The organism is Subdoligranulum variabile (assembly GCF_025152575.1).
Lineage (GTDB): Bacteria > Bacillota > Clostridia > Oscillospirales > Ruminococcaceae > Gemmiger > Gemmiger variabilis.
This window is the reverse complement of the sequence record NZ_CP102293.1, coordinates 3,058,642-3,083,723: the sequence shown is the minus strand read 5'-3', so window position 1 is coordinate 3,083,723 and position 25,082 is coordinate 3,058,642. Positions and strand designations below refer to the sequence as shown.

The following is a 25,082-nucleotide window of genomic DNA, read 5'->3' as shown; positions in this document are numbered from 1 at the left end:
TTACACCCTTTCTATCTGTTTACACTTGGAACGCATCCATAATACAATGCACCTGCCAGCCCTTGGCGGCAGGTGTCACCTCCACCACATCAAACCGAACGTTTGCTTCTGAGAAGGGACTGTTTTGCAGATACCGTTCGGCAGCCAGACGCAGCCGCTGTTGTTTGTGCAGGTCCACTGCTTCAGCAGGCGTCGCCAGCATACGTCCTGTACGGGTCTTGACTTCCGCAAAAACGATCAGATCTTCTTTGTACAGGATCAGATCAATTTCTCCCATCCGGGTGCGGTAGTTATGGCCCAGTACGAGATAGCCGCGCTGCCGATAATATTGGGCCGCAATGGCCTCACCTTTTTGGCCTATGTTACGGCTCATGCCAGTATCCCTGCTTTTTCAAAAAGCTGCGACGGTAAAATGGCTGAATGCCATACTGTGCGATAAGTTCGTAATGAAGTTTGGTAGGATAGCCTTTATGCTTAGCCAGTTGATACTGCGGAAATTGCTGGTCCAGTTCCTTCATATACCGGTCCCGGCTGACCTTTGCCAGAATGGACGCAGCCGCAATGCTGGCACTGGTAGCATCCCCTTTGACAACGGCCTTTGCCGGGTGAGACAAGTCCGGCGGGCAGCGGTTTCCATCAATCAGGACATACTCCGGCTGGGGATTCAACCCGGCTACAGCCTGAGACATTCCGTCCATTGTTGCCCACAGGATATTTCTTTCGTCAATCTCCTGCGGAGAAATAAAAACGATTTGATAGGCAACCGCCCGCTGGGTAATTTCCTCAAACAGCGCTTCCCGCCGTTTTTCGCTCAGCTTTTTGGAATCGTTGATTCCTTCGATGGGGTCATCAGGATCGAGGATGACCGCCGCACAGCAGACTGGGCCGCACAAGGGGCCGCGCCCTGCCTCATCCACGCCGCAGACCACACCAAACCGTGCGCACTGCTCAGCATCAAAGGCATACAAAGCCGGACTATTGCTCGTCGATTTCGATGTCTTCGGCATCAGCGGACTCCTCCTCTTCGGCATTGTGCTGTGGTGGGCGTTCCAAGGAAAGCCGGCCCCATTTGCTGGCACGGAATTCCCCTACCAGCATTTTGGCGGCACGTTCTGTATCCACCTCGCCGCCAGAGATCAACATTCCACGTTTGGCGCCGATGGCCTGCAGCAATTCGTACGGCGGCAGTTCCAGCGCAGATGCATCCAGTTTATACCGTGCCAGTAGCTGCTGTGGGTAAATGCCCCGAACGCTGGAAAGCAATCCGCAGGCCAGTTCTTCAATATCCAAAATGTCGTCCCGGATGGAGCCGATAAAAGCCAGGTTGGAGGCCGTTTCCAGAGAGTCAAACTTCTTCCACAGCACACCGGGCATATCCATCAAATCAAAATTATCCACAGTAATCCACTGCTTGCCGCGGGTAACGCCCGGTTTGTTGGCGGCCTTAGCACGTGTGGTACCGGCGAAGGAATTGATAAAGGTAGATTTCCCCACATTGGGAATACCGACCACCATCACACGGATGGCCGCTCCGATCATACCGCGGTTGCGACGGCGCTCCATCAATGCAGAGAGCTCGTGTTCAATCGGCGCTTTGGTCGCTGCAGCACGTCCCTTCTGCTTGGAGTCCATCGCCAGACAGCCTGCTCCCGCGCTTTTGAAATAGGCCAGCCACTGTCGGGTAATTTCCGGGTCTGCCAGATCTGCTTTGTTCAAAATATACAGATGGGGTTTGCCTGCCGTAATCCGCTCAATTTCAGGATTCAAGCTGGAAAGCGGAATTCGCGCGTCAAGGATCTGTAATACACAGTCCACATTACGGATTTCCTTTTCCATCAAACGCAGTGTTTTGGTCATGTGCCCCGGGAACCACTGAATCTGACGACTGTTGATAATATCACTCTGACTCATTCTGCTGACTCCATTCCGCCAAACGGCAGCAAACGCCATATGGCAACGCCCAGTATATCACGGGTGTCCACACAGCCGACTTCCTCGTCCCGGCTGTCCTTGGAATTGTTGCGGTTGTCTCCCATAATGAACAGGCATCCTTCCGGCACCGTGATGGGGAAATCCACGCCTTCGTAAGTCCAGGTGGGTTCCGCCGTATAGGGTTCCGAAAGCGCCTGCCCATTTCGATACACAATCCCGGTCTGAAAATCAATGTCAATGGTATCTCCGGCTTTTCCGATTACCCGCTTGACCAAAGGCTTTCCGTATGGGATATAACTGTCGGTAACCACAACGTCACCATAATCCGGCTGCAGGAAAGTTGCAATCAGCAGGCGTTCTCCGCTGTAAAGGCTGGGATTCATGGAACTGCCGTCTACCTGGACGATACGCACAGCAAAGGTAAAAACCAGTGCGATTACCGCCACAGCAACCGCCAGCGCATCATACCATTCCAGAATCCCTTTATTGCGGCGGAATCGATCTTTCAACATAGATGCCAGTTCACCTCCCGAAAAAATAATACGAAAAAAGGGAGAACGCCAACCGTCCTCCCCTTTTCTCAGTATGCTCAGATACGTGCCTTGACCTTGGCCGCCTTACCGGTGCGCTCACGCAGGTAGAAGAGCTTCGCACGACGAACCTTGCCGCGGCGAACAACTTCAACCTTCTCCACGAACGGGCTGTTGACGGGGAACACACGCTCCACACCGACACCGTAAGAGGTACGGCGAACGGTGAAAGTCTCCGCAATGCCGCCATGCTTCTTGGCAATGACGGTGCCCTCAAAAGCCTGGATACGTTCCTTGTCGCCTTCCTTGATACGGACGGAAACGCGGACAGTGTCGCCGACTTCAAACTGGGGCTTGTTCTCTTTGATCATACCCTCGGTAAAATGCTTGATTGCGTCCATGTTATGAATTCCTCCATTTTGTATCGACGTTCATTCCCGAATCTTCGGCAGAGGACCGCCTGTTTAATGATGTGTCATTATCCTGCCGGTGGCCCGGCAGCACTAACGCTTTAGTATTATACCATCCTGTTCAAGGTTTGGCAAGTGTTTTTCTACAAAAATCCGATAAAAAATTCAGCATATTCCCGATAAAAAAGGGCCGACGCATAACGCGCACGGCCCTGTAAATCATTCCATCAAATGGAAATCGCATTGGCGATATCGATCATCTCGCGGTCGATGGTCTTGTGCATGGAAAGTGCCACATTGACATCGTAATCCACAATCTTGTCGCCGGAGACGGCCACAACACGATTGTAAATGCCCTTATCCAGCAAATCAATGGCATGATATCCCATCAAGGAAGCATTCACGCGGTCACGGACCGTCGGAGAGCCGCCGCGCTGGATATGGCCCAGAACCGTAGCACGGGAATCAACACCGGTTGCCGCCTGAATCTGGTTAGCCAGTTCCTGCGCACCCACAACGCCCTCAGAAACAATAATAATGAAGTGTTTCTTGCCGGTGACCTGCGTCTGACGCATACGCTGCAGGATATCGCGCTCAAAATCAAAGGGAATCTCCGGCAGCAGAACCGCCAGTGCTCCGGTGGCGATGCCGACGTTCAAGGCGATGTAGCCGGCATGATGACCCATAACTTCCACGACGCTGCAGCGATCGTGGCTCTGAGTGGTGTCGCGCAGCTTATCAATAGCTTCCACAGCAGTGTTCATTGCCGTATCATAGCCGATGGTGTACTCGCTGCAGGCAATATCGTTATCGATGGTGCCGGGCAGACCAATGCAGGGAATTCCCTGATTGGCCAGTGCACGGGCACCCATGAAAGAGCCGTCACCGCCGATGACAACCAGCGCATCAATGCCAAGCTCCTTGCAACGAGCCAGACCCTTGGCCTGACCTTCCTGCGTTTTGAACTCCAGGCAGCGCGCCGTATACAGAATCGTACCGCCACGGTGAATGATCTCAGACACACTGCGGACATTCATCTCGTAGCACTCGCCGTTGATCAGACCATTGTAACCGCGCTGAATACCCATCATACGGTATCCCTTGCTGATACCCGCACGAACAATCGCACGAACAGCAGCATTCATACCGGGCGCGTCACCGCCACTGGTCAGAACACCGATTGTTTTGATTTCCTTAGCCATAAAGCAGCTCCTCCTGTTTGGGAACATAGCGTTACTTACAATAATTTTTTAACAATCTAGAACCATTCACATTATACCACAACTCTTGCGCTTCGATTATGGACGTTTCGCGCAAAACACATGGATTTATTTTGCATGCTGGTCCGTTCCCTGCACTTTTACGTGCTCTTGTCCCAGAATGCGAACCAGTTCGGCCCGCAAAAGAGGGTCATCTTTGACCGCCATATGCCGGGCCCATGCCTTCTTACCAGTATCGGCAAAACGAAAATAGACTTTGACTGTTCCACCATCAAAGATGTTGCAGAGAAGGTTTTCTACCTTGTGCATTTCTTCGCATTCCCGGGCCGGCACAGTCAAAAAATAGCCGGCAACGCCCTCACCACGGGTTTCCTGTTGTACGCGCTCTACCCGATTGCGTCCAAAGCTTTTGTTCGGGTCATAGGTATCAATGGATTGTACCCCTTCCACAATCAGGCGGGCGGCTTCCTCCTCCTTGACGGAAACCCGACCATGCGCCACCACAACAGCATTTTCCTGCAGCGCCGCCCTGCACTCTGCCAGAACACGGGGGAATACTAGAAGTTCCATTGTGCCGGTAAGGTCTTCAATAGTGGTGAAAGCCATCAGCGTGTTGGATTTTGTCGTCATGATTTTGTTTTTGACCACTGTGCACAGAATCGTCACCGTTTGATTATCAAACTGCTTGGCCTCTTCCCCCTGCAGCTGCGCAATGGTACAGGTGGAAATCTGTGCAATTTGCTCCCGGTAGGCATCCAACGGATGACCTGAAAGGTAAAGCCCGGAAACCTCTTTTTCCATTTTGAGCAAATCACTGGTGGGATATTCCGACAGCTTTGGGACTTTGTAGTCGTTGATCGCCGTTTCCTGGCTCTCCCCGCTCATCATTCCGAAAAGGTCCATCTGCCCTTCCAGATTCTGACGCATGTCGGTCTCCACGCTTTTCAGAATTCCTTCTACACACTCGAGCATGGCACGCCGGGACGGTTCCAGTGCATCGAAAGCACCGCTTTTGATAAGGTTTTCCAGTGCCCGGCGATTTAATTCGTTGCCGTACATCCGTCGGCAGAAATCATAAAGTCCACGGTAAGGTCGGTTCTGACGTTCCTTTACCACCGCATCAATAAGGTTCCTGCCTACGCTCTTGACGGCATTCAGTCCGAAGCGGATGCAATCTCCGTCGGCTGTAAATCCGCCGCGAGAGACATTGATGTCCGGCTGAAGGACCTTGATTCCCAGCCGCTGGCATTCCGTTGTATATTCGATGACCTTGGAAGTGTTATCCAGAACACTGGTCAGCAAAGCCGCCATGAACTCGTGCGGATAATGGCACTTGAGATAAGCTGTCTGGAAAGCCACATACGCGTAGCAAGCCGCGTGGGATTTGTTGAATGCGTAGGATGCAAAGCTGATCATCTCATCATAGATTTCGTTTGCGACATCCTCTGGAATCCCGTTTTTGACACAGCCGGCGCATTCTTTGCCCGGTTCGGTACAGCCGTGCACAAAATGTTCCCGTTCCGCCTCCATGACTTTGTGTTTCTTTTTGCTCATGGCTCGGCGAATGTTATCTGCCTGGCCAAAGCTGAACCCCGCCAATTCCCGGAAGATTTGCATAACCTGTTCCTGGTAAACAATGCAGCCATTGGTAACGTCCAGAATGTGAGCAAGCTGCGGTGTTTTGTAGCTGATCTTCCCAGGCTCGCGGCGATTGCGCAGATACGTGGGGATGGAATCCATGGGGCCTGGACGGTACAGGGAAATCAGGGCAATAATGTCTTCAAGGTTTCTGGGGCGCATGCTCACAAGAACCTGCGTCATCCCTGTAGATTCCAACTGAAAAATGCCCTCTGTCTCCCCTTTTGCCAGCATGGCATAGGTGTCAGGGTCATCGTAACTGATCGTCGCCATACGGAATTCCGGATCTTTGCGCCGCACAGCTGTCTCTGTATCATGAATGACCGTGAGCGTGCGAAGTCCCAAAAAGTCCATCTTTAAAAGGCCCAGACGCTCAATCTCCACCATATTGAACTGCGTGACCGGCAGGCCATCGTTGGTGGAGAGCGGTACATATTCGGTTGCCGGCTCTCGTGTAATGACTACGCCAGCCGCGTGGGTAGAGGCATGGCGAGGCATGCCTTCCACTTTCAAGGACGTATCGATCAGCTCGCGGACCTGGGCGTCTGCCTCATACATGGCCTTTAGATCGGGACTGACATCCAGCGCCTTTTGCAGCGTCATCTTGAGTTCCATCGGAATCAGCTTGGCAACCTTATCCACATCCTGATAAGCCATTCCCATCACGCGACCGACATCGCGCACTGCTGCACGGGCAGCCATCGTACCAAAGGTGACGATCTGTGCCACATGATCGCGGCCATATTTTTCATTGACATAGTCAATGACTTCCTGGCGTCGTTCATAGCAGAAGTCAACGTCAAAGTCCGGCATGGACACGCGCTCCGGATTCAGGAAGCGTTCAAAGATCAGATTGTAACGGATAGGATCGATATCGGTGATTCCCACACAGTATGCCGCCAGACTGCCGGCACCGGAACCGCGGCCGGGCCCTACCGGAATATCCCGGCTCTTGGCATAGTTGATGAAATCATACACAATGAGGTAGTAGTTGGTGTACCCCATGTTCTTTACTACCTTGATTTCATAGGCAAGACGCTCCCGCAGCGCATCGGTCACCTTGCCGGGATAGCGCCGTTCCAGCCCCTCCCAACACAACTTTTCAAAATACGCCTGATTTTCCATGCCATCCGGTGCACGGAAATACGGCAATTTGGTTTCTCCGAACGTGAATTCAAAGTTGCACTGCTCTGCAATCTTATTGGTATTCTCGCAGGCTTCCGGGACCATAGAGAACAACTCGTACATCTCATCTGCGCTTTTCAGATAGAACTCATCCGTCTGGAATTCCATCCGATCGGCGTCAGCAATGGTTTTTCCCGTCTGAATGCAAAGCAAAATGCTCTGCATTTTGGAATCCTCTTTGGTGATATAATGCGCATCGTTCGTGGCCACCATCGGGATTCCGGTCTCCCTGGCCAGTCGAATCAGCTGCGGCAGCACGACCTGGTCTTCTTCCAGGCCGTGGTCCTGAAGTTCAATATAATAATTTTCCGCGCCAAACAAATCCCGATAATACAATGCCGTTTGTTTGGCGCGCTCGTAGTCACCGGCCAAAATGGCCTTGGGGATCTCCCCTGCCAGGCAGGCGGACAGGCAGATCAGTCCTTCATGATGCTGCTCCAGCAGATCTTTGTCAATGCGAGGCTTGGAATAGAACCCTTCCAAAAATCCTGCTGAAACCATCTTGATAAGGTTCCTGTATCCAACTTCATTTTTGCACAGCAGGATGAGGTGACTGTTACCGTCGATGCGGTTCACTTTGTCGAAGCGCGTCCGAGTTGCTACATAGACTTCGCAGCCAATGATCGGCTTGATGCCGGCCGCCTTGGCCGCATCAAAAAAAGCCACGCACCCGTACATGACACCATGATCCGTAATGGCACAGGCAGTTTGTCCCATGGCTTTCAGGTGTTCAAACATCCGATCAATACGACAGGCGCCATCCAAAAGGCTATACTCTGTGTGGACATGCAGATGTGTAAATTGTCTTTGGTTGGTTTCAGACATGGGGTGTTTCCTTTTCCGATGAAGAAATTTCCTGAAGGCGGCGGGCAGCTTCCTGGATTCGCTTCAGGCGATGGGAAAGTCCTGCCTTGCTAACCGGCGGATCCATCTTCTGGGCCAGCTTGGCCAGCGGAAGGTCCGGATACTGCATCCGCAGCTTGGCCGTCTGCCGAAGTGTTTCGGGCAGCGTAGCCAGTGCCCCGGCCTCCTGTAGCCGTTCAATAGCCATCTGTACCTGCACTGCTGCCTGCACGCTTTTACCCAGGTTCGCAGTCTCACAGTTGGACAAACGGTTGGTCTTGTTACGCATTTCATTATACAGGCGCTGATCCATAATGCGCATGGCGGCACCACCGGCGCCCATAAAAGTGAGAAGATCCTCAATATGATCCGCCGCCTTGACGTAAACGGTATTGGCCCCCTTGCGCAGTGCACGGTGTGGATGGAAATCATGTTCCGCAAGCATTGCTTCCAACTGCTGGGAAAGATAATGTCGGGTTGACAAAAATTCCAGATTATAGCTTTTTTCAGGATCCGTCATCGTTCCGCAGCACAGAAAGGCAGTCGCAATAAACGTCTGCATACATTTCTGACATTTAAAATTTTCCGGGCGAATCCGTAAGGTAGGTTCTTTGCCGGTGTGGCAGAACAGATCCAACATTTTTTCTATCTCGTTGGGGTCTTTGACGCTGAACTCAAAAACCGCACCCGTAGGCCGTTCCTTGCGAAGGACATTGCCCTGAATACCGCAGCGTCGATACGCTTTTTGCGCAAACTGGGCCACCCCTTCGTTCTCCGTCTGCAGCACAACGCCACGGTCATCAAAATACTTACCAAAACAGGCCACCGCATAGGCGGCGGCCACGTTACAACACGGTTTTGTAATCCTATGGCGCAGGATTTCGTTTTTTACCTCTTGTGAAAAGCTCAAACAGGTTGCTCCTCCCTGGAAACCCCGCAAAATTTACAGGGTGCGCTTTGCATCGCGATGCTGTACGCTGGGTTCATATCCCAGTTTTTCACAAAACTCACCGATTTTGCGGGCAAATGTAATGGAACGATGCTTGCCTCCGGTACAGCCGACCGCAATCATCAACTGACTTTTTCCCTCTTTTACGTAGAGAGGAAGGGCGTATTCCAGCATACTCTCATAACGCCGCAGCAGTTCCTGAGACTCCGGGGCCGCCATGACGTAGTCCACAACCGCCTGATCCATACCCGTCAGATTTTTAAGTTCCGGCACATAAAAAGGATTGGGAAGGCAGCGTACGTCCAGCACGAGATCTGCTTCCTGCGGCAGACCATATTTGAAACCGAAAGATACCACCGTGAGTGCCATCGGACACTTGCCCTTGTCCAAGAACAAGCTGCAGACGCGTTCCTTGTTCTGCGCTGCGCTCAGCAGTGAAGTATCGATGACATATTTGGCACGGCTGCGCAGCGGCTGTAAAAGACGACGCTCTCGTTCGATTGCTTCCTCAATGGATACATGATCCGTAACAGAGATTGGATGCTGGCGCCGGGTCTCTTTGTAGCGGCGCTGGATCGTCTGGGAGTTGGCATCCAGAAAGAGGATTTCATAGTCGATTTTCTTGGCATCCAGATCGGCCAGCGCTTGCTCCAGCTGTTCGCTGTTGCGTACGCCGCGCACATCCATGACGACCGCTACGCGGCTGAGCTGGTTTTCGCCCTGCAAAGCAAAATCCACAATACGAGGCAACAACGCAATGGGAATATTGTCAATGCAAAAGAAGCCAATGTCCTCCAAAGCATTGACAGCCATCGACTTGCCTGCACCGGAAAGCCCTGTAACGATCAGAAAATTCATCTTTTGCTCTCCCTTATTTTACCACTCTGATTTCACGTTCCAACACAAAGCCCGTTTTTTCCTGAACAATCCGTTTGACCTCGTCCGTCAAGGCAACCACATCTGCACAGGTTGCGCCCCCCTTGTTGATCACGAAGCCACCGTGTTTCTCGCTAATCTGCGCCCCACCCACCGTAAAGCCACGCAGGCCGCAGTCTTCAATCAGGCGACCTGCAAAAGCCCCTTGCGGACGTTTGAAGGTGCTGCCTGCACTCGGCCATTCCAGCGGCTGTTTTGCTTTGCGGCGCTCCAGATATTCCTGCATCCGTGCGAGAATCTCCGCTGCGTTTCCTTTTTGCAAACGCACAGCAGCAGAAAGTATACACCAGGATGGATTTTTTTCAAAAACGCTTGTACGATATCCCATCTGGAGTTCACTGGCCGGCAGGGTCCGTTGTATCAGATTGTCATCTAGAAAAGTAACCTGTTCGATCACATCTTTCAGTTCACCGCCGTATGCTCCAGCGTTCATATAAACGGCGCCCCCCACTGTACCGGGAATGCCGCAGGCAAATTCTAAGCCAGACAGCCCACGTTGCTGTGCCTCGGCACAAAGTCGCCCCAACGTCATACCGGCACCAGCGGTAAGCAGCACAGTCTCCTTCTTCGGATTCTCGGTTACTGCAGGGGTCAAACCGCGAAGGTCCACCACCGCACCGTCAAACCCTTCATCAGAAAAAAGAGTGTTGGATCCATTTCCCAGCAAGTAAACACGAACCCCTGTGCTCCGACAAAGCGCCAGCGTATGCTGCAGCTGTTCCTCATCCTGCGGCGCGCACCAGAATGCTGCAGGTCCGCCAATTTTGAATGTGGTATGCGCCGCCAGCGGCTCTTGTTCTGTAAAAGGGAGATTCGCCCCCTGCAAGGCGCAGCGCAGCTTTGTTTGTATTTGCTCCTGCATCATGACTCCCCCCGTGCCCCTTTTTTCTCGATGATATTCAGATGGAAACCTCCAACGCAGCCGCACCGATCACTCCGGCATCATTGCGCAGTTCGCAGGCTCGGATCTCAGGCACACGGCCCCCGGTAATGTCGTGCGTTTCTTTCTCCACATAAGCACGTACAGGTCCCAGCAGCGTTTCGCCCTGGTTGGAAACACCGCCCCCTACGCAAATCACTTCCGGTTCAAAGGTGTTCACAACATTGGCCAGACCGCAGGCAACGTATTCCATCCAATTGTCCACCACCTGCTTGGCCAGCGCATCGCCTTGCGCCATGGCATCAAAAGAAGTCTTGGCATTGACATGGTCGATATCCGGCACCAGTTTCCACATCAGCGTATCACTGTGTTCCTGCATGGCGGTTTTGGTGTCTTCAGTCAGTGCACGGGCCGAAGCATAGCGTTCCCAGCAACCGCAGCGGCCACAGTTGCACTTGCGCCCCCCCTTTACGATGACCGTATGTCCCATCTCGCCGGCAGCGAAATTGAAGCCCCGGACGATTTTGCCGCCCAGGATGATTCCGCTGCCTATGCCGGTTCCCAGCGTGATGACAACCGCATCTTTATACCCTTTGGCGCCACCCGCAATGTACTCACCAAATGCAGCTGCATTGGCATCATTCTCTACATATACCTTGCACCCGAGCAATTTTTCCATATCGGGGCCAAGGTTCCAGTCATAGTATCCGAAATTGGTATTGTATCCCACAAAGCCGGTGGTAAAATTCACACTGCCGGGGGTACCGATTCCCACATATTGTACGTCCGAAAAATCAATGTTATTCTCCTTGGCAACGGTACGGCAAAGATCTGCCAAAGCTTTTTCAAGATCATCCGCCGGACGCGGCAATCTTGTTGCCCGAGTAATCTTGCCTACAATTTCATAATTTTCATTCACCAGACCGGCCGTCATGGTAGTACCGCCCAGGTCAATGCCGATGGTATACTTGCTCATAGTAGAATGCCTCCTATTTCTTCTGCACAGCGACGGCCATGCAGTTTGAGTTCCTGTACCAGATTTTCACGCGTTGCATTGACAATCAGTTCCTGCGGGAATGACAGTTCCTCCAGCATACTGTACAGCGGCGGCATGGCATGCTGCAACCGCCAGGCACTGTGGGCGTCACTGTCCACAGCAATATGGCACCCATTTTCCATACAGGCAATCAAAAGCGCCCGCATATTGGGGATGCCGTCTTTTCGCACCGTGAAAGATCCTCCGTTCAGTTCTACGACCTTGTGGTTTTTGGCAAACGCTTTGGTTACCAGATCATAATCATAGCGATAATTTTCCTGTTCGGAGTGCCCGATACAGTCCACATAAGGATTTTCTGCGACGCTCATCCAGATGCGATTGGCCTCTTTTCGGGTCAACAGCCCCGGCATGCAGGGGCTATGGATAGATGCCACCACCCAATCCTGCACAGAAAGAAGCCCCTGTGGAAGATCCAGCCCCCCTTTGGTGTCCATGACGTTGGCCTCGGCGCCATACAACATAACAATTCCGTTCATTTCCCGGGGCAGAGCGCCACCATTGGAAAAGTGCCAGATATGAGGCGCGTCCGGCATGGCCGGTGCATGATCCGTAATTGCCATGGCACAGTATCCGGCTTGTTTTGCTGCCGCCGCCATCTCGTTGAAAGTCTGAAATGCATGTGTGGCACACAGCGTATGTGTGTGCAGGTCTGCGATCATCTGCATGAATGTGGTATCTCTCTTTTCTTGTTATTGCTTGGGATTACAACGAAATATCATCCTGCAAGCCCAACTGTGCCAATAGCTCTTTGGCCGCATTATATCCCATTTCCTTTGTACGGTTGTTGATGGCAGCCGTTTCAAGGATGACCGCCAGATTCCGCCCCGGCATCACAGGGATCAGCATGCTGGGCACTTTTACTCCCAGAATGTCGTAATATTCGGTATCCAAACCGGTCCGGTCGTAGTTTTTAGTCCGATCCCAGGGTTCCAGCTGAACGACCATTTCCACTTCCACACTGCTGCGCACCGACCCAATGCCGAACACATGTGCAACATTGATAATTCCGATGCCTCGCAATTCAATAAAGTGCCGGATATTGGCCGGAGCCGTTCCCAGAATACTGCGATATGAAACGCGCCGCAATTCCACGGCATCATCCGCAATCAGACGATGCCCTCGCTTGACCAGCTCAATGGCCGTTTCACTTTTGCCCACGCCGGAATCCCCGAGGATCAGAATTCCCTCGCCATACACTTCCACAAGAACACCATGCCGAGTAATGCGTGGCGCCAGTTCAGTGTTCAGCGTGGTAATCAGCACGCCCATCAGGGCCGATGTCATCTCGGTAGACATCAAAAGCGGTACCCCATACTGCTTGGCGTACTGCATCATCTCGGAAAGCGGTTGCATATTCCGTGTCAGGATTACGGCCGGAGGCTGAAAAGAAAAAAGCTTTTCCAAGCGCATGTTCCGCAGAGAGGTAGACAATTCCTCCAGATACGACATTTCGGTCAGTCCAATGATCTGGACTCGGGTATTATCGAAGTTTTCATAATACCCTGCCAACAGAATGCCGGGGCGATATACCTCAGTCGCTGTCACCTTGACTTTGTCCAGTTCGCAGGGAGTATATGCCACCGTCAGATTTGCTTCCTCCGCCAATTTTGCCAGGGATACTGAGAATTCAGACACATCCAAACGCCCCTTTCGTGAGGTATTCAATATTAGTCTTATTATAACGTACTGTCCGTTTTTTGTACAGAGGTCATAGGGCACCCCCGGCAAAAAAAGTACCTGCCGTATAACGGCAGGTACTTACAATCACGCAGCGGCGCGCAGCGCGGTCACACCCTTTTGCAGACATCTTTGCAGCCAAAGAAGTGCCTCCGCCGCAGCCCAGACTGCCATTAGATAAATCAAAAACAGAAAGGCCGTATCACGGCGACTTAAGGCTGCCAGATCAAATTGTTCGGCCATACGCTGGATCAGCACGTGATGAACCAGAAAGACGGCATAAGAGATTTTTGCCAACCTGGCGCAAAGAATCCGCATCCAGGGATATTCCAGGAAACGCGAAACACCCGCTAACACAGCAAAAATCATCACGCTGAACAGTGCACAGGTTATCTTGCTGTCAAATCCAGCCAGGAAGATCGTTCCCACCGCGCAAAGAAGCGACACGCCCACTTTGCCTTTGAAGGTCATCTGAAGATACTGCATGCCAAACAGGAACTCCAAAACATGAATCGCCACAAGGTGCGCGTCCCACCCGGCCAGATGAATCATCAGGCAGATGGCAATACTTGCCATCCACGTCAGCCAAGGCTTGCGTCGAAGCCCGCGAAACAAAAGCGGAAACAGCAGATATAAAAAGAGGATGCTGCCCAGAAACCATTCGCCCACACAAGCGAAATCCACTCCGACCCAGCCGGCTGCTACGGCAAAGTTATCCAGCCCCAGAACCGTCAGTAGTAATGTTGGCGACTTGGCGGCCGCGTAATATCCTGGTTTTTCCAAAAAGCGCAAGGAAAAGCAAATCGCCCACGCCAACCAGAACAACGGATAAATTGCTTTGGCCCGTTTCTTGTAGAAGGTAGCAGGGCTCTGGTTATCCGGTACTGTGAGCGCCAGTGCCGCGCCGGAGACAATAAAGAAAAGCGAGGAGCCAAAATCCCCCAGATAAATGCCGAAAGGCAGCACACTGGCAAACAGCTTGTGTGGCAATGTAAAATAACCTGTTACCGTAGCATTGAAATGAATGATAAGAATAGACACCAACGCCACCGCACGGATAAAATCCAGATAAAATACTCGTTGCTTTTTAATGGTATGACTCCCCTTTTTCAGCCCTTCTTCAGTTTGTGCTTTACAAGGCGTCCCAACTGTTTAGCTACCGCAGCGGGTTCCGCCGATGCCTGAATATAAACATCGCCATACTCCGCCCGGGCCGCTGCCTGACCAACACTTTCGAAAGTCGCACTGTAGTACCCGTTCTGTTGCGCTATCAGCGGCAGAAGCCAGCAATCTATTTCCTGTTCCACAATCGGTACGCCCTGCGGGAATGCATCCGATCTGACCAGCGCCCATCCGGCGTGAGGCGCCGGCGGAGGATCATTGCCCAAGGGAACGCTCAACTTTTTGTCCAGCAGAGACCGATCTGCATGCCAACGGCTTTTCACCGTTTGCAGTGCCTTGGGCCACAGCGGCAAGGCGGGGCTCAGCACTCCCAACAAAGGTTTTTCCGCAAACAGTGATGCGGCCTCTGCAAGCCGTCCTTCCGCACATTGCGCACTTTTTCGCAGATACCAGTCGGTGACCGGTTCACTTTCAAACGGAACAAACCGTACCAGCCGAAGCCCCTGCTTTTGCAAATCGGTTTCCTGTGTATTGTCCTTCTCTGCTACCACATAATGCCAGTGCAGATTTTGGCAAAGCGCAGAAAGCGGCTGCGTCCGCAACAAGGAGCGAACCAGTGCCTCCACGGGATAGGATGTTTTGCTTTGTAAATATGCATACAATTCTGCGGCAGCATTGCCATCCGTCCGCCGCAATTCATCCAGATATGGCGTAAAAAAACTGCGACGCTTGAAAAACGGGCAGCACCGCTCTTCCAGCAGTTCCTTGGGGCAGGCCATAATCGGATTGATGAAAACCGGTTTCAAATCGTCCGTCTGAACATAGCTGTCCCAGCGGTAGCCGCGCTCTGCAAAATAGCCCGTAAAACGGGTTTCATGCCGAATGACGGATTCTTCATAGCTGCGCGGCAGTTTCATCGTCTGCCAGTACTCCCAGAAATCCGGAGAGCCGAACATCCGTTTTCGTACAGCCAGGAAATGAGACTGCAGATGCTCCGGTACAGTTCCACCAAATCGGCGGCTGTGCATGGCATAGTGACGTGTCAGCCCCCAAAAATCCAAATCTTGTCGCCGTTCCATGTGTTCCCACATAGCCGCAAGAGAACAGACCGGCCCTGCCAAGGTATAGTTCATGAGGACAAGTTCTTCATAGCAGCACACGACGTCTTGCCCCAGAGACAAAAGTGCCTCCCGATAGGCACCCACATCAAACCCATTGTTTTCCCGCTCCATCAAGCGAAGATTTTTCTGCCGTACCCAGGCCCGGCTTTCCTCTGTCAAGATGCCATTGGTAACCAGCACCAGATCCGCATTTCTGCGAAGTGCCGCAATTGCAAAACGGCAGGGCCCGTCCAACGAGCCCTGCGCGTCATAGTGAAAATAGATCACCAGTCGCTTCATGGAATCAATCCTCATAAGGGCCGTGGCGCGGACCGAAAACAGCCCGCTTGGTCGCCATCAGTCCTTTATAAGCCGGTGCCGGCAAATTATCCCGCAACCAGTTGCGGGCATGACGCCGCCGCGTATTGGCATACGGGCCGTAGACACCGAACAGATGCCGCTTGGCCGCGAAAGCTGTTGCAGCCGTCGCAGCTGCCCAGAAGGTCGTACAATCGAATACCCTTGCCAATGGCCGGATCATGCCGTTGGCATATGCCTGCATCGTATCGTTGCGCAAAACCGCAAAGGAACTGCTCATCACCACCGCCGGATAATACCCGGCAGCCTGTGCTACAAATGGATAGACTCTCTCGATCGCATGGCTAATCGTTCCATCCTGCGGCAACGGCTCCTGTGGGAAATCCGTGTGCTGCCAGCCGTGTGCAAAAAGCGGCTCCAATGCTTTGGGGCGGAACCAGAAGACACTGCCAAACGGTGCGATGGGCGACTCTTCCCCCGAGATCGGCACATCCAGTCCCAACTCTTTCAGGAGTTTTTTGGTGTTTTCAAAGTTTGGGCCCCATCCGCCCGAACACATGTTCATAAAGTAAAGACCGTGCGTCGGATACGGGGGACAGAGAATTCCTAGATAAGGATCGTTTTCAAACTCACACAGGACATTGAGTACATGCGCCGCATTCTTGCACACATTCTCATTGCACACATACCCAAAGCTGGCCCCAACGCTGCCGGGCTTGGTCTGGATCGCCTTTTTGTCATGCATGAAACAGGCATAGTCATAGTTCCGCAGATGCGGTGCCAGATCGCACAAAAATGCGCCTACGTCTCTGCCGCGGTTTTCCACAACCATAACCGTTACACTGTGCAGCTTTTGACCTGAAAACGCCTGTTCAATCTGTTCTTTCTTTTCTTCGCTGTTGGTAGAAACAAAAACATCCGTCTGCGGCGGGAATTTAGCAGCAAATGCAACACTCTGCTCCAGCATATCCATAAAATACAGATGCATCGCCAAGGCAATTCGCCGCTGTGCACAGAGTTCTTCCGCCTGTTTTGCATTTTGTACGACAGGCTGGATAACCCTCGTCAATCCCAGGTTCCTGGTAAATTCATGTGGGTGCATGGTACGGATCATGTTTTTCCAGATCAGATCCATTGGATAATCCGTTTCATCCCGCAGATACTCATACAGTTCCCGCACCGGTTCCCCTGCTGTATCATTGAGATATGCCTCCAATGCATGCATGAAACTGCGGCGCTTGAAAAGCGGACATTTTTTATCCCGCAAAAGTCGGGTCGGGCATACCAGCAACGGATAGTCGGTAAAATCTTTCAGATCTTCCGTCTTAACATAGACGTCCCATTTAAACCCGCGATCTGCAAACTGCTTGGTAAAAACTGCTTCATAACGCTGTACCGAATCGGTATAGCTTTCAATCATCGGCATCTCGTTCCAATACGCCTGCAGTTCCGCGCTTTGCACAAACCGTTTTCGGTAAACAATAAAATGCGACTGAATATGTGCCGGCAAATATCGATAGAGATGTTTGCCTTTGAACGGATTGGTCTTGGCACCATGATGCATCGTCAGGCCCCAGAAATCCAGGTCTTCCTTTTCGGCCATTGCATCAAACATCTCCTGAAGCGGTCGTACCGGCCCCATCAGGGTAGAGTTTGTCATCACAATTTCGTCAAATTCCGAAAGCCGCTCCCACCCATAATGATCCAGTGCAGTCTTATAAGCCCAAACGTCGAGGCCTTTATTTTCCCGCACAAGAATCTGGTCGGTAAATTGTGAGAACGCCCGACGTCCCTGCTCGCTGAGCTTACCATTGCACACCACAATCAGTTCACTCAGGTTTTTGGCAAGATCTGCCAGGTAATAGGTGATGAAATCATCTACATCGCCATTCTTCTCGTAGAAGAAAAAAATGCCCAGTCTTTTCATGTCCGTTCCTTTTCGAGAATTTGATTGATCTTTGTGGCATCACCCCAGGTTCCCGGGCTGTCATAAGGACGGTCCGGGAAGGCGCCGTAATCCAGCTTGATTTTATAATGCTTTTCTTTCAGGAAGCCTTCCACGCGGTCTGCCAAAGATTGCGGCTTTCCGGTACATACATTGATAATGCCGTTGATTTCCGTCTGGACACTGGCGGCCACGATCATGTTGGCAAGGTCTTCCACATCGATAAAATCATACAGGTTCTTACCGCTGGTGAACGGAAAAGTCTTTTTACCTTCCTCTTCCGCCTGGGCCAGCTTGGCAAAAATCGAACTGCCGTGTGCCTCATCCCCGGTGATATAATACGCGCGCAGCCAATGCAGTTTACACGGGCTGTCCGCCATCGAGAGCATCAGGCTCTGCCGAAGTGCATTCTTGGCAATACCGTACTGGCTCTGGGGCTTGCAAGGGGTACTTTCATTGATGGGGCCTTCCCAGTATCCCACCTCATGCATCGTTCCCATTACGCTCAAAGCCTGCAGGCCGCCTTCCACCAGGTGGTTCAAAAAGACCACATGGGAAGACAGATCGCGCATATGCGCCGGAGAATTGTGACGAAATCCATCCCGCCAAGCAAGGTGGATGCATACATCCGGGTTTCCCAACTGGCGATAAATATCCCTGTCCCCGCTGAAAATCGGCACATCGCAGAATTCTGCCCGGTCATCCAGTCCCTTGAACGCAAAATCCGATGCGATGACCCGATATCCCCGATCCAACGCGTTTTTCACTACGTGACGGCCAATATAGCCGGCCGCGCCTGTCACCAAAATCGTTTTCATGGTAATTCCTCGCTTATTTTCTGCGTTGTTCCCCTGTGAGCAGATCATACAAACGCTGCATACGCAGCTGATACAGCAGCAGCGCTGCCGTTTTCTTCTTATTTTGCCCTGTCCCCTGCCAAAAGTCAAGTGCCCGGGCAGGATATGCGGAAAAGACCGCACGCAGTGTACGCCAAGCATGGCGACGCAGCATCGGCGGCGCCTTGGCGTCCCGCAACTGGTGCATCAAAAACGTAACCGCCTCGGCCTTGCGCAGCGGCCAGAGTTTACGGCCTTCTTTCTCAGAGCAGCGGCTCTGGACCGCTCCGTACTCCGCTGCCATCCACGGCTCCAGTGCCTCGATTCGGGCCCGCAGCGCACGGGAAGATGCACATACCGACGTACTCTGGGCACGTTCGTAATGACAATATACCGCATCCGGAAGATATACCGCTCGATCTGTCCGCGCGTACAAAGTCATATTAAAGACAAAGTCCTCCAGGCCATACCGACAGCGCTCGTCAAACCGAAGATTTTGCAAAGCAGATTTTCTGTACAGCGCATTCCAGACGAACTGCGGTCCACTGTTTTGCAGAAACGCCAGATATCCTTCCTTCCAAATACAGCAATATCTCCCCGGCTCATGCCTTTGCTCCACGAAACCACCGGACCGCAGTTCCCGGAACAGACGATAATCTCCTCGGACCACATCTGCCCGCTCCCGTTCCGCCGTTTCATACAAAAGCTGCAAGGCTCCCGGAAGGAACTCGTCGTCATCATCGCAAAAAGCGATGTATTCTCCCCTCGCCACACTCAGACCGCGGTTTCGGGCCGCACAGATGCCGGCATTTTTCTGCGTAATAACCTGTATACGATTATCCTGCAATGCCAGTTGATGGCAAACCGCCGGTGTATCGTCGGTGGATCCATCGTCGACAAGAAGAAGTTCCATTTCGTCGATCTTCTGTTTGAGCAGCGAATCGACAGCCGCCTGCAAAGTGGATGCGGCGTTATAGATCGGAATAATAATGCTGATCCGAATTGCCACGCGGCGATCGTTCCTTTCCGTTTATTTTTTCATGGCCAGATACAGACGGTCATATGGCAACCGCAGCGGTAACAATCGCGCCAAAAAGCCAATTTTCCACCGTGCCAGCTGCAGATCCTTTTTCAGTTCTCGGGGATGCAGCAGATAATGCAAAATCTTTTTGGGGGCTGCCAGCGGATAGATTCCTCCGTCTTCCACGGAAAGATCTCCGAGCAGAAGCAACTGATCTTTCTCCGGGCTTCCCACTAGCTTTAAAAATGGCTCAATGGCAAGCGCCGCGGAAATATCCAATTCCTGCAGGACACTCGTTTCCCATTCCCTGGCAAAGGCAAGTGCTCCCTGCTGCAGCTGCGAAATGACGGGTTCCTTTTTCTGTGTTCCTCTGTGAACCGTAATCTGCCCGTTTTCCCGGAAGTACCCGATTGCCGGCCCCACATCCTGAGAAATCATCCGTTCCAGAATCGGCTGTCCTGCCCAATATAAGCGGAATGCCGTGGAAGGCAGGTTGAGAAAGACCTTTGCCCTTTCTTCGGGGAAACGGGTACACAGCCTTTCATCCCCCGAAAGCTGCAATCCATACAGACGGATCCCACACAGCGATTCCAAAAGCATCTGCGTGGTGCCACCGCTGCCAATATCAACCAGTATGTCCCCATCCCGCAGGCCAATGCTTTCCAGATAGGTTGACATCTGTCGGCTGCCATCGGATGGCTGCAAAGTTTTCAATATTGTCTGCAGCTGTTCCTGTATCCGGCCCTGTCCCTGTTCTTTCAGATTCAGCTGTATCTCCGCACAATCGGACGGACAGGTTGCATCGCAATACGCTGCAATCTGTCTGACGCTGAGCATCTGACGAGGCAATGCCGCTGCCACCAAATCGTATTTTTGTTGCGTCAAAAGGGCAGGGCAAAGGCTTCGCCGGGAAACTTCCAGATAAAAAGTTTCTTCCTTCGGATACAAAAGCGAATAGACGGCACGGGTCAAATACATATCCCGTGCAAGGAAATAGATACGCCCGGCTTTATGTATCTGACGCTGAGCATGAATCCAACGGCAATACGCAATCTGCAACGGCCCCAGCACCGAAAATCCAAGCGCTATCCCATCATAGGGAACCCCCGACAGACGATTTTCCACAAACGCGCGGAGGGCTCCGGATAAACAATCCTGTGCTTCCACCGTCCCCTGTACAGGCTGCGGTGCAGGCAGATGCCATGCACGGATCCCCGCCAAGGCGGCCCCCAGCACATCTGCTCGCCAGCTGTCCCCCACAAAAAGGACCTGGCCGGCCTTGAGGCCTGTCTCCCGGAGAAATCGGTGAAACAGGGCCCCACTCCGCTTCTGTACCCCATAAGAACTGGACACAAAACCGCCATCCAACATATCGTATCCGCAACGCAGAAGCATGGCATGAATCTGTTCTTGCGGCAGATACATGTCCGAGATAAAATACACTCGTTTTCTTTGTGCATGTAACGCGCGGACAGCTTCCAGCACCGGGCGATTGGCAACCGATGCCGCCAGTTCCTCTGCACACTCCTGTGCGGGCTCCCAGTCAGAAAGCTCCGGTTGGGCATAAATGTCAGCAAGTGTCACTTCGCGCTTTTCGGATGAGCGCGCTTTCGCTTCTGCCTCTGTGCGCATTTTGGCGAACTCCGCCCCACGGAGCCAAAAAAGATCGGTAGGGCTTCCCACATCCCGCTTCAGAAGAGTATCAAAGACGTCAAAAGCCACAGCCTCATACGAAGCCGCCAGACGCACTATGGTTTCGGTAATGTTTTTCATCGCAAATACTTGATCTCTGGAGCGAACCGTACTCCCGCCGCAAACCCTTTCCAGATTGTACGAATTCTCATCCAACGGTGGCCACGCGAGTCCCTCAGAACCTGCAGCGTATGCCACATGTCCTTTGCCAGCAGCCACAGCCACCCCCTAAGTCCTTCCCGGCGATAGAGGACCACATCGTTACGGTAAAAATAATGATACCGTTCCCAGCGTGCCGGCACATCGGTGGCAATATTCACCGTTCCAGGGTTCTGCATTGCATGGATGACACGGCTTGCCGGAGCAACATAGCAGGACATTTTCCGGGAAATACGGCGGGTATACTCCCAGTCATCCGACCAGATAAAAAACTCCGCAATAGGAAGGCCGTATTTCCGCACGGATGCAGTCGGAAGAAAAAGAGAAACAAAACTTGCCATCACAGCAGGGATCTCGGCCCCCTCATACGACCCAATATCTCGATAGGGGGTGACGCGCTGACGATTCATCGGTTGATCGCTGCCATCCGGTGCCAGCGCCCGACTGGAAAGCCATCCGTAATTTCCCTGCAGGTTTTCGTCTGCCCGCAGCAGCATTTCCAAGGCACCATTCTCCGGAATCGTGTCGTCGTCCATCAGCCACAAAGCATCATACCCTGCAGCCGCGGCCTCCCGGGTCCCATAGGCGAACCCGCCGGCACCGCCCAAATTTCGCCCTGTATTCCGATATACCAGATGGGAAAGTGGCATTGCCCGAACCGCTTCTCCGGTTCCATCGGTACTGGCGTTGTCAATGACCCAGATGGCTGCCAAAGTCACCGTCTGGTTTGTCAGCGCCTGGAGGCATTGCCGCAAAAGCGCCAGACGGTTATAGGTGACCACCACTGCGGCCACACGTAACGGCTTACTCATGATTGTTCGGGAAGAACTTGCGCTTCAAAAACGCGCCGCCCTTATGCAGCCAATTCTGATGTTCCATATATACAAGATCCAGTTCTTCATAGCTGATGTTGTTGGTCATAAGCCAGGCATCCAACAAGCGTTCACTCACGAATCCGAACACCCGCCTGTCATTGTCGGAATATCCGGTCATATCCAGCTCCCGCTCCAGCTCAAACAGAATATCAAACAGCCATGTACAATAGTGGCACAGAAGTTCCCGCTTCATCACGAACATATTAAAATGATGTCCGTGCGTTTTGGACATATACAGATCGTATGCAGGCAGGTATTCCGGGCACTTTCTTTCAATGATTGACCGTGTAACGGTCAGATCCTGTTTATGGTGCGCATGGATATACTGGGTATAGTTGGTTTCAATAAAGTAGTGCCGTTCTTTGGGCAACACCACATTGGTTGTAGCCAGAATGGTTCCCAGTTCCTCATGGCCAATGACACGTTCTTTTTTGGGAGCAAAGATGCTCTTTTTTCGGCTGCCAAAGTAACGGCGGTAATGCACAATGCCGATGTAATCGGAATCAATGTTGTGTGCCGCCCAGTACAGTCCTGTCAGCTCACAAAAATTTGCGTTCCGTTCCGAAATATTCTCACCGGTATCATCCCCGATATAGCCAATCGCCGGATGAATCGCATGCCCCATTTGTACCGGAAGATACATTGGATCATCCGGTACCCAATACGGCTTATGCGTGGCAATAATAATGGTTGTCTGCAAAGTGGTCTCCCCGCTTCGTTTCTGCACGGTACATGGATTTTTTCACACATACCATTTTACTTTTTCTATATACAGAAATTAGTATAGCGCGTTTTCGTCAGAATACAAGTTACAGAACGGTAACCGCCTTACTCTGCGTCTGCCTCAAACTTTTCCTGTTCTTCCGCCAGCTTTTCCCATTCCTCGTAGAGCTCCTGCTGATGGAAACGCGTATCATCCAGTTCATCGCATTTATCCCGCAGCAGCAGGTGATCCCGTAGCACCTGTGGATCATTGATCTCATTCTCCAGTTCCACAATATGGGCACCCAGTTCTTCGATTTCTGTCTCCACAGCCTTTAAGCGAGCACGAACTTCTGCACGGCGCTTGCGCTGCTCTTTGCCGTAAGCCTGCCTCTTGATCGGCTCCTCCGACTTTTCTTTTTGTGCAAAAGAGGCCGTGTCCCGACTTTTGAACGCCGCAAAGTCGCGGTAAAAAGTCTCCTTTCCGTTTTCCAGATACAGGATCGGACACCCCAGCGTCTGCATCAAATACCGGTCATGGGTCACGAGCAATAAAGTTCCTGTATAAGCCGACAGTGCCTGCGTCAGGCTTTCCCGCATATAAATGTCCAGATGGTTGGTCGGTTCATCCAAGAACATAAGGTTGGGCCGTTCCAGCGCCAGCTCCGCAAAGCGCAGACGGGCCAGTTCCCCACCCGATAGCTGCGCACAATCTTTAAAGACTTCTTCGCCGCGATAACCGAACCGTGCCAGATGGCTGCGAACTTCCAACTCAGTAAAACGGGGATATTGATTCCATATCGCATCAATCACCCTGCCGGCGCGGCGCGCCTGCTGCTGCGTGAAGATTCCCGGCTTGGCACCGCTTCCCAAACGAACCATTCCTCCGGAAGGACGGCGTTTTCCATCCAGAACCTGCAGCAAAGTGGATTTGCCAGTTCCGTTCGGTCCGGCAATGATCAACTTATCCCCTCGATGCACCGTATAGTCCAGCCCGTCAATCAGTGTGCGTTCCCCCATCCGAACGGTCAGATTCTTCATGATAACCAATTCATCATAGGGTTCAATGTCATATTCAAACCGAAAATTCAGTTCCCATGCTTCTGCAGTGGGAGCCTCTACAATATCCAGTTTTTCTAACTGCTTACGACGGCTCTGCGCCATCTTGGTCGTAGATGCACGCACCAGATTTCGGTCAATATACTCCTGCAGCTTAGCCGCCTTTTCCACTGCCGCGTCATGCATCTTTTGCTGTCGCTCATCCGCCGCCTGACGTTGCGGCAAATAGGCGGAATAGTTGCCCCGGTAGGTCTGGATTGTTTTCCCCCGCAATTCCCAGATGCGCGTACAGACAGCATCCAGAAAATACCGGTCATGGCTAACCACCAGAACCGCACCACGGTAGCTTTTGAGATATTCTTCCAGCCAATCCATCGTCTCAATATCCAAATGGTTGGTCGGTTCATCCAGAATCAGAAGATCCGGTCGTTCCAGTAAGAGTCTTGCCAGACGCAGGCGGGTCTGCTCCCCTCCGGAGAGTACACCAGCCGGTTTCTGCCATGTATCGGCAGGAAATCCCATTCCATTGAGCACCTTCTTGATCTGGATGTCCATCTGGTATGCATCCATCGCGTCAATCACTGCATTACAGTGATTGATTTCTTCCTGGATGAGGGTGTTTTCCGGCTCCTGCGCCAATTCTTTCTGCAATGTGTCCAATTTCTGCATGGCTTCCAGCGCCGGCGTAAAGGCCAACCGCATCGTTCCATAGACATCAAGCGACGGATCCAGATGCGCATTCTGTTCCAGATATCCGCAGGTGACACCATTGCCGAATGCCGCGGTTCCTGTGTCCGGCAGACTTTCGCCATACAGAATTCGCAATAACGTTGTCTTTCCTGTACCATTGGCACCGATGATCCCGATTCTGTCACCGCGCTCTACACTCGCGGTGACATGCTCCAGCACTTCACGTTCGCCAAAACTTTTTCCCAAATCTTGCAGTTCCAGCAGCATACCGTTCTTTCCCGTTCCCCTTTTCTTAAAAGATGCCGC

Annotated in this window: 22 protein-coding genes; all 22 read right to left on the bottom strand. The window is 52.2% G+C overall.

Annotated features, from left to right (window positions below):
- Positions 1 to 19: 19 nt before the first annotated feature.
- The 22 genes from NQ490_RS14495 to NQ490_RS14390 all read right to left on the bottom strand — a co-directional run bounded on the left by NQ490_RS14495 (position 20) and on the right by NQ490_RS14390 (position 25,043).
- Complete coding sequence (locus NQ490_RS14495) at positions 20 to 373, bottom strand: YraN family protein (RefSeq protein WP_007046429.1); 354 nt, start codon at positions 371 to 373, stop codon at positions 20 to 22.
- On the bottom strand, positions 363 to 1,007 hold the full coding sequence (gene rnhB / locus NQ490_RS14490; protein WP_040917573.1) for a ribonuclease HII: 645 nt from the start codon (positions 1,005 to 1,007) through the stop codon (positions 363 to 365). Before rnhB ends, NQ490_RS14495 begins: the two co-directional genes overlap by 11 nt.
- Positions 976 to 1,911, bottom strand: coding sequence for a ribosome biogenesis GTPase YlqF (gene ylqF, locus NQ490_RS14485; protein ID WP_007046431.1), 936 nt, complete (start codon positions 1,909 to 1,911; stop codon positions 976 to 978). Before ylqF ends, rnhB begins: the two co-directional genes overlap by 32 nt.
- Positions 1,908 to 2,444, bottom strand: a complete 537-nt coding sequence (gene lepB, locus NQ490_RS14480; RefSeq protein WP_007046432.1) for a signal peptidase I — start codon at positions 2,442 to 2,444, stop codon at positions 1,908 to 1,910. The genes ylqF and lepB overlap by 4 nt, the downstream gene beginning before the upstream one ends.
- Positions 2,445 to 2,521: 77 nt before the next feature.
- On the bottom strand, positions 2,522 to 2,863 hold the full coding sequence (rplS, locus tag NQ490_RS14475) for a 50S ribosomal protein L19 (protein WP_007046433.1): 342 nt from the start codon (positions 2,861 to 2,863) through the stop codon (positions 2,522 to 2,524).
- 236 nt (positions 2,864 to 3,099) lie between these two features.
- Complete coding sequence (pfkA, locus tag NQ490_RS14470) at positions 3,100 to 4,074, bottom strand: 6-phosphofructokinase (protein ID WP_007046434.1); 975 nt, start codon at positions 4,072 to 4,074, stop codon at positions 3,100 to 3,102.
- 126 nt (positions 4,075 to 4,200) lie between these two features.
- Complete coding sequence (locus NQ490_RS14465; protein ID WP_040917574.1) at positions 4,201 to 7,740, bottom strand: DNA polymerase III subunit alpha; 3,540 nt, start codon at positions 7,738 to 7,740, stop codon at positions 4,201 to 4,203.
- The gene (gene whiA / locus NQ490_RS14460) at positions 7,733 to 8,668 is read right to left on the bottom strand and encodes a DNA-binding protein WhiA (protein ID WP_040917575.1); all 936 of its coding nucleotides are present in this window, start codon (positions 8,666 to 8,668) and stop codon (positions 7,733 to 7,735) included. Before whiA ends, NQ490_RS14465 begins: the two co-directional genes overlap by 8 nt.
- 33 nt (positions 8,669 to 8,701) lie before the next feature.
- Positions 8,702 to 9,565 (bottom strand): RNase adapter RapZ, encoded by an 864-nt coding sequence (gene rapZ / locus NQ490_RS14455; RefSeq protein WP_007046437.1) that lies wholly within the window; start codon positions 9,563 to 9,565, stop codon positions 8,702 to 8,704.
- Between the two features lie 13 nt (positions 9,566 to 9,578).
- On the bottom strand, positions 9,579 to 10,508 hold the full coding sequence (murB, locus tag NQ490_RS14450; RefSeq protein WP_007046438.1) for a UDP-N-acetylmuramate dehydrogenase: 930 nt from the start codon (positions 10,506 to 10,508) through the stop codon (positions 9,579 to 9,581).
- A gap of 34 nt (positions 10,509 to 10,542) precedes the next feature.
- Positions 10,543 to 11,499, bottom strand: coding sequence for an ROK family protein (locus NQ490_RS14445; RefSeq protein WP_007046439.1), 957 nt, complete (start codon positions 11,497 to 11,499; stop codon positions 10,543 to 10,545).
- Positions 11,496 to 12,245, bottom strand: a complete 750-nt coding sequence (locus NQ490_RS14440) for a phosphatase (protein WP_007046440.1) — start codon at positions 12,243 to 12,245, stop codon at positions 11,496 to 11,498. Before NQ490_RS14440 ends, NQ490_RS14445 begins: the two co-directional genes overlap by 4 nt.
- Positions 12,246 to 12,282: 37 nt before the next feature.
- Entirely contained in the window at positions 12,283 to 13,215 is a 933-nt protein-coding gene (gene hprK, locus NQ490_RS14435; protein ID WP_040917578.1) for an HPr(Ser) kinase/phosphatase, read from the bottom strand.
- Between the two features lie 129 nt (positions 13,216 to 13,344).
- Positions 13,345 to 14,298 (bottom strand): acyltransferase family protein, encoded by a 954-nt coding sequence (locus NQ490_RS14430; protein WP_187118502.1) that lies wholly within the window; start codon positions 14,296 to 14,298, stop codon positions 13,345 to 13,347.
- A gap of 68 nt (positions 14,299 to 14,366) precedes the next feature.
- Positions 14,367 to 15,779 (bottom strand): rhamnan synthesis F family protein, encoded by a 1,413-nt coding sequence (locus tag NQ490_RS14425; protein ID WP_050764681.1) that lies wholly within the window; start codon positions 15,777 to 15,779, stop codon positions 14,367 to 14,369.
- Between the two features lie 4 nt (positions 15,780 to 15,783).
- Positions 15,784 to 17,724, bottom strand: a complete 1,941-nt coding sequence (locus tag NQ490_RS14420) for a rhamnan synthesis F family protein (protein WP_007046444.1) — start codon at positions 17,722 to 17,724, stop codon at positions 15,784 to 15,786.
- Positions 17,721 to 18,560: an NAD-dependent epimerase/dehydratase family protein gene (locus NQ490_RS14415; RefSeq protein ID WP_007046445.1), complete on the bottom strand. Its 840-nt coding sequence runs from the start codon at positions 18,558 to 18,560 to the stop codon at positions 17,721 to 17,723. The genes NQ490_RS14420 and NQ490_RS14415 overlap by 4 nt, the downstream gene beginning before the upstream one ends.
- A 13-nt stretch (positions 18,561 to 18,573) precedes the next feature.
- Positions 18,574 to 19,587: a glycosyltransferase family 2 protein gene (locus NQ490_RS14410; protein WP_007046446.1), complete on the bottom strand. Its 1,014-nt coding sequence runs from the start codon at positions 19,585 to 19,587 to the stop codon at positions 18,574 to 18,576.
- Positions 19,588 to 19,608: 21 nt separating this feature from the next.
- Positions 19,609 to 21,372, bottom strand: a complete 1,764-nt coding sequence (locus NQ490_RS14405; RefSeq protein WP_007046447.1) for an HAD family hydrolase — start codon at positions 21,370 to 21,372, stop codon at positions 19,609 to 19,611.
- Positions 21,369 to 22,244 carry a glycosyltransferase gene (locus NQ490_RS14400; RefSeq protein WP_187118503.1) on the bottom strand — a complete coding sequence of 292 codons (876 nt, stop codon included), beginning with the start codon at positions 22,242 to 22,244 and terminating at the stop codon, positions 21,369 to 21,371. The genes NQ490_RS14405 and NQ490_RS14400 overlap by 4 nt, the downstream gene beginning before the upstream one ends.
- A gap of 10 nt (positions 22,245 to 22,254) precedes the next feature.
- The gene (locus NQ490_RS14395) at positions 22,255 to 23,025 is read right to left on the bottom strand and encodes a DUF4422 domain-containing protein (protein ID WP_040917582.1); all 771 of its coding nucleotides are present in this window, start codon (positions 23,023 to 23,025) and stop codon (positions 22,255 to 22,257) included.
- A gap of 128 nt (positions 23,026 to 23,153) precedes the next feature.
- Positions 23,154 to 25,043, bottom strand: coding sequence for an ABC-F family ATP-binding cassette domain-containing protein (locus tag NQ490_RS14390; RefSeq protein ID WP_040917583.1), 1,890 nt, complete (start codon positions 25,041 to 25,043; stop codon positions 23,154 to 23,156).
- Positions 25,044 to 25,082 lie beyond the last annotated feature (39 nt).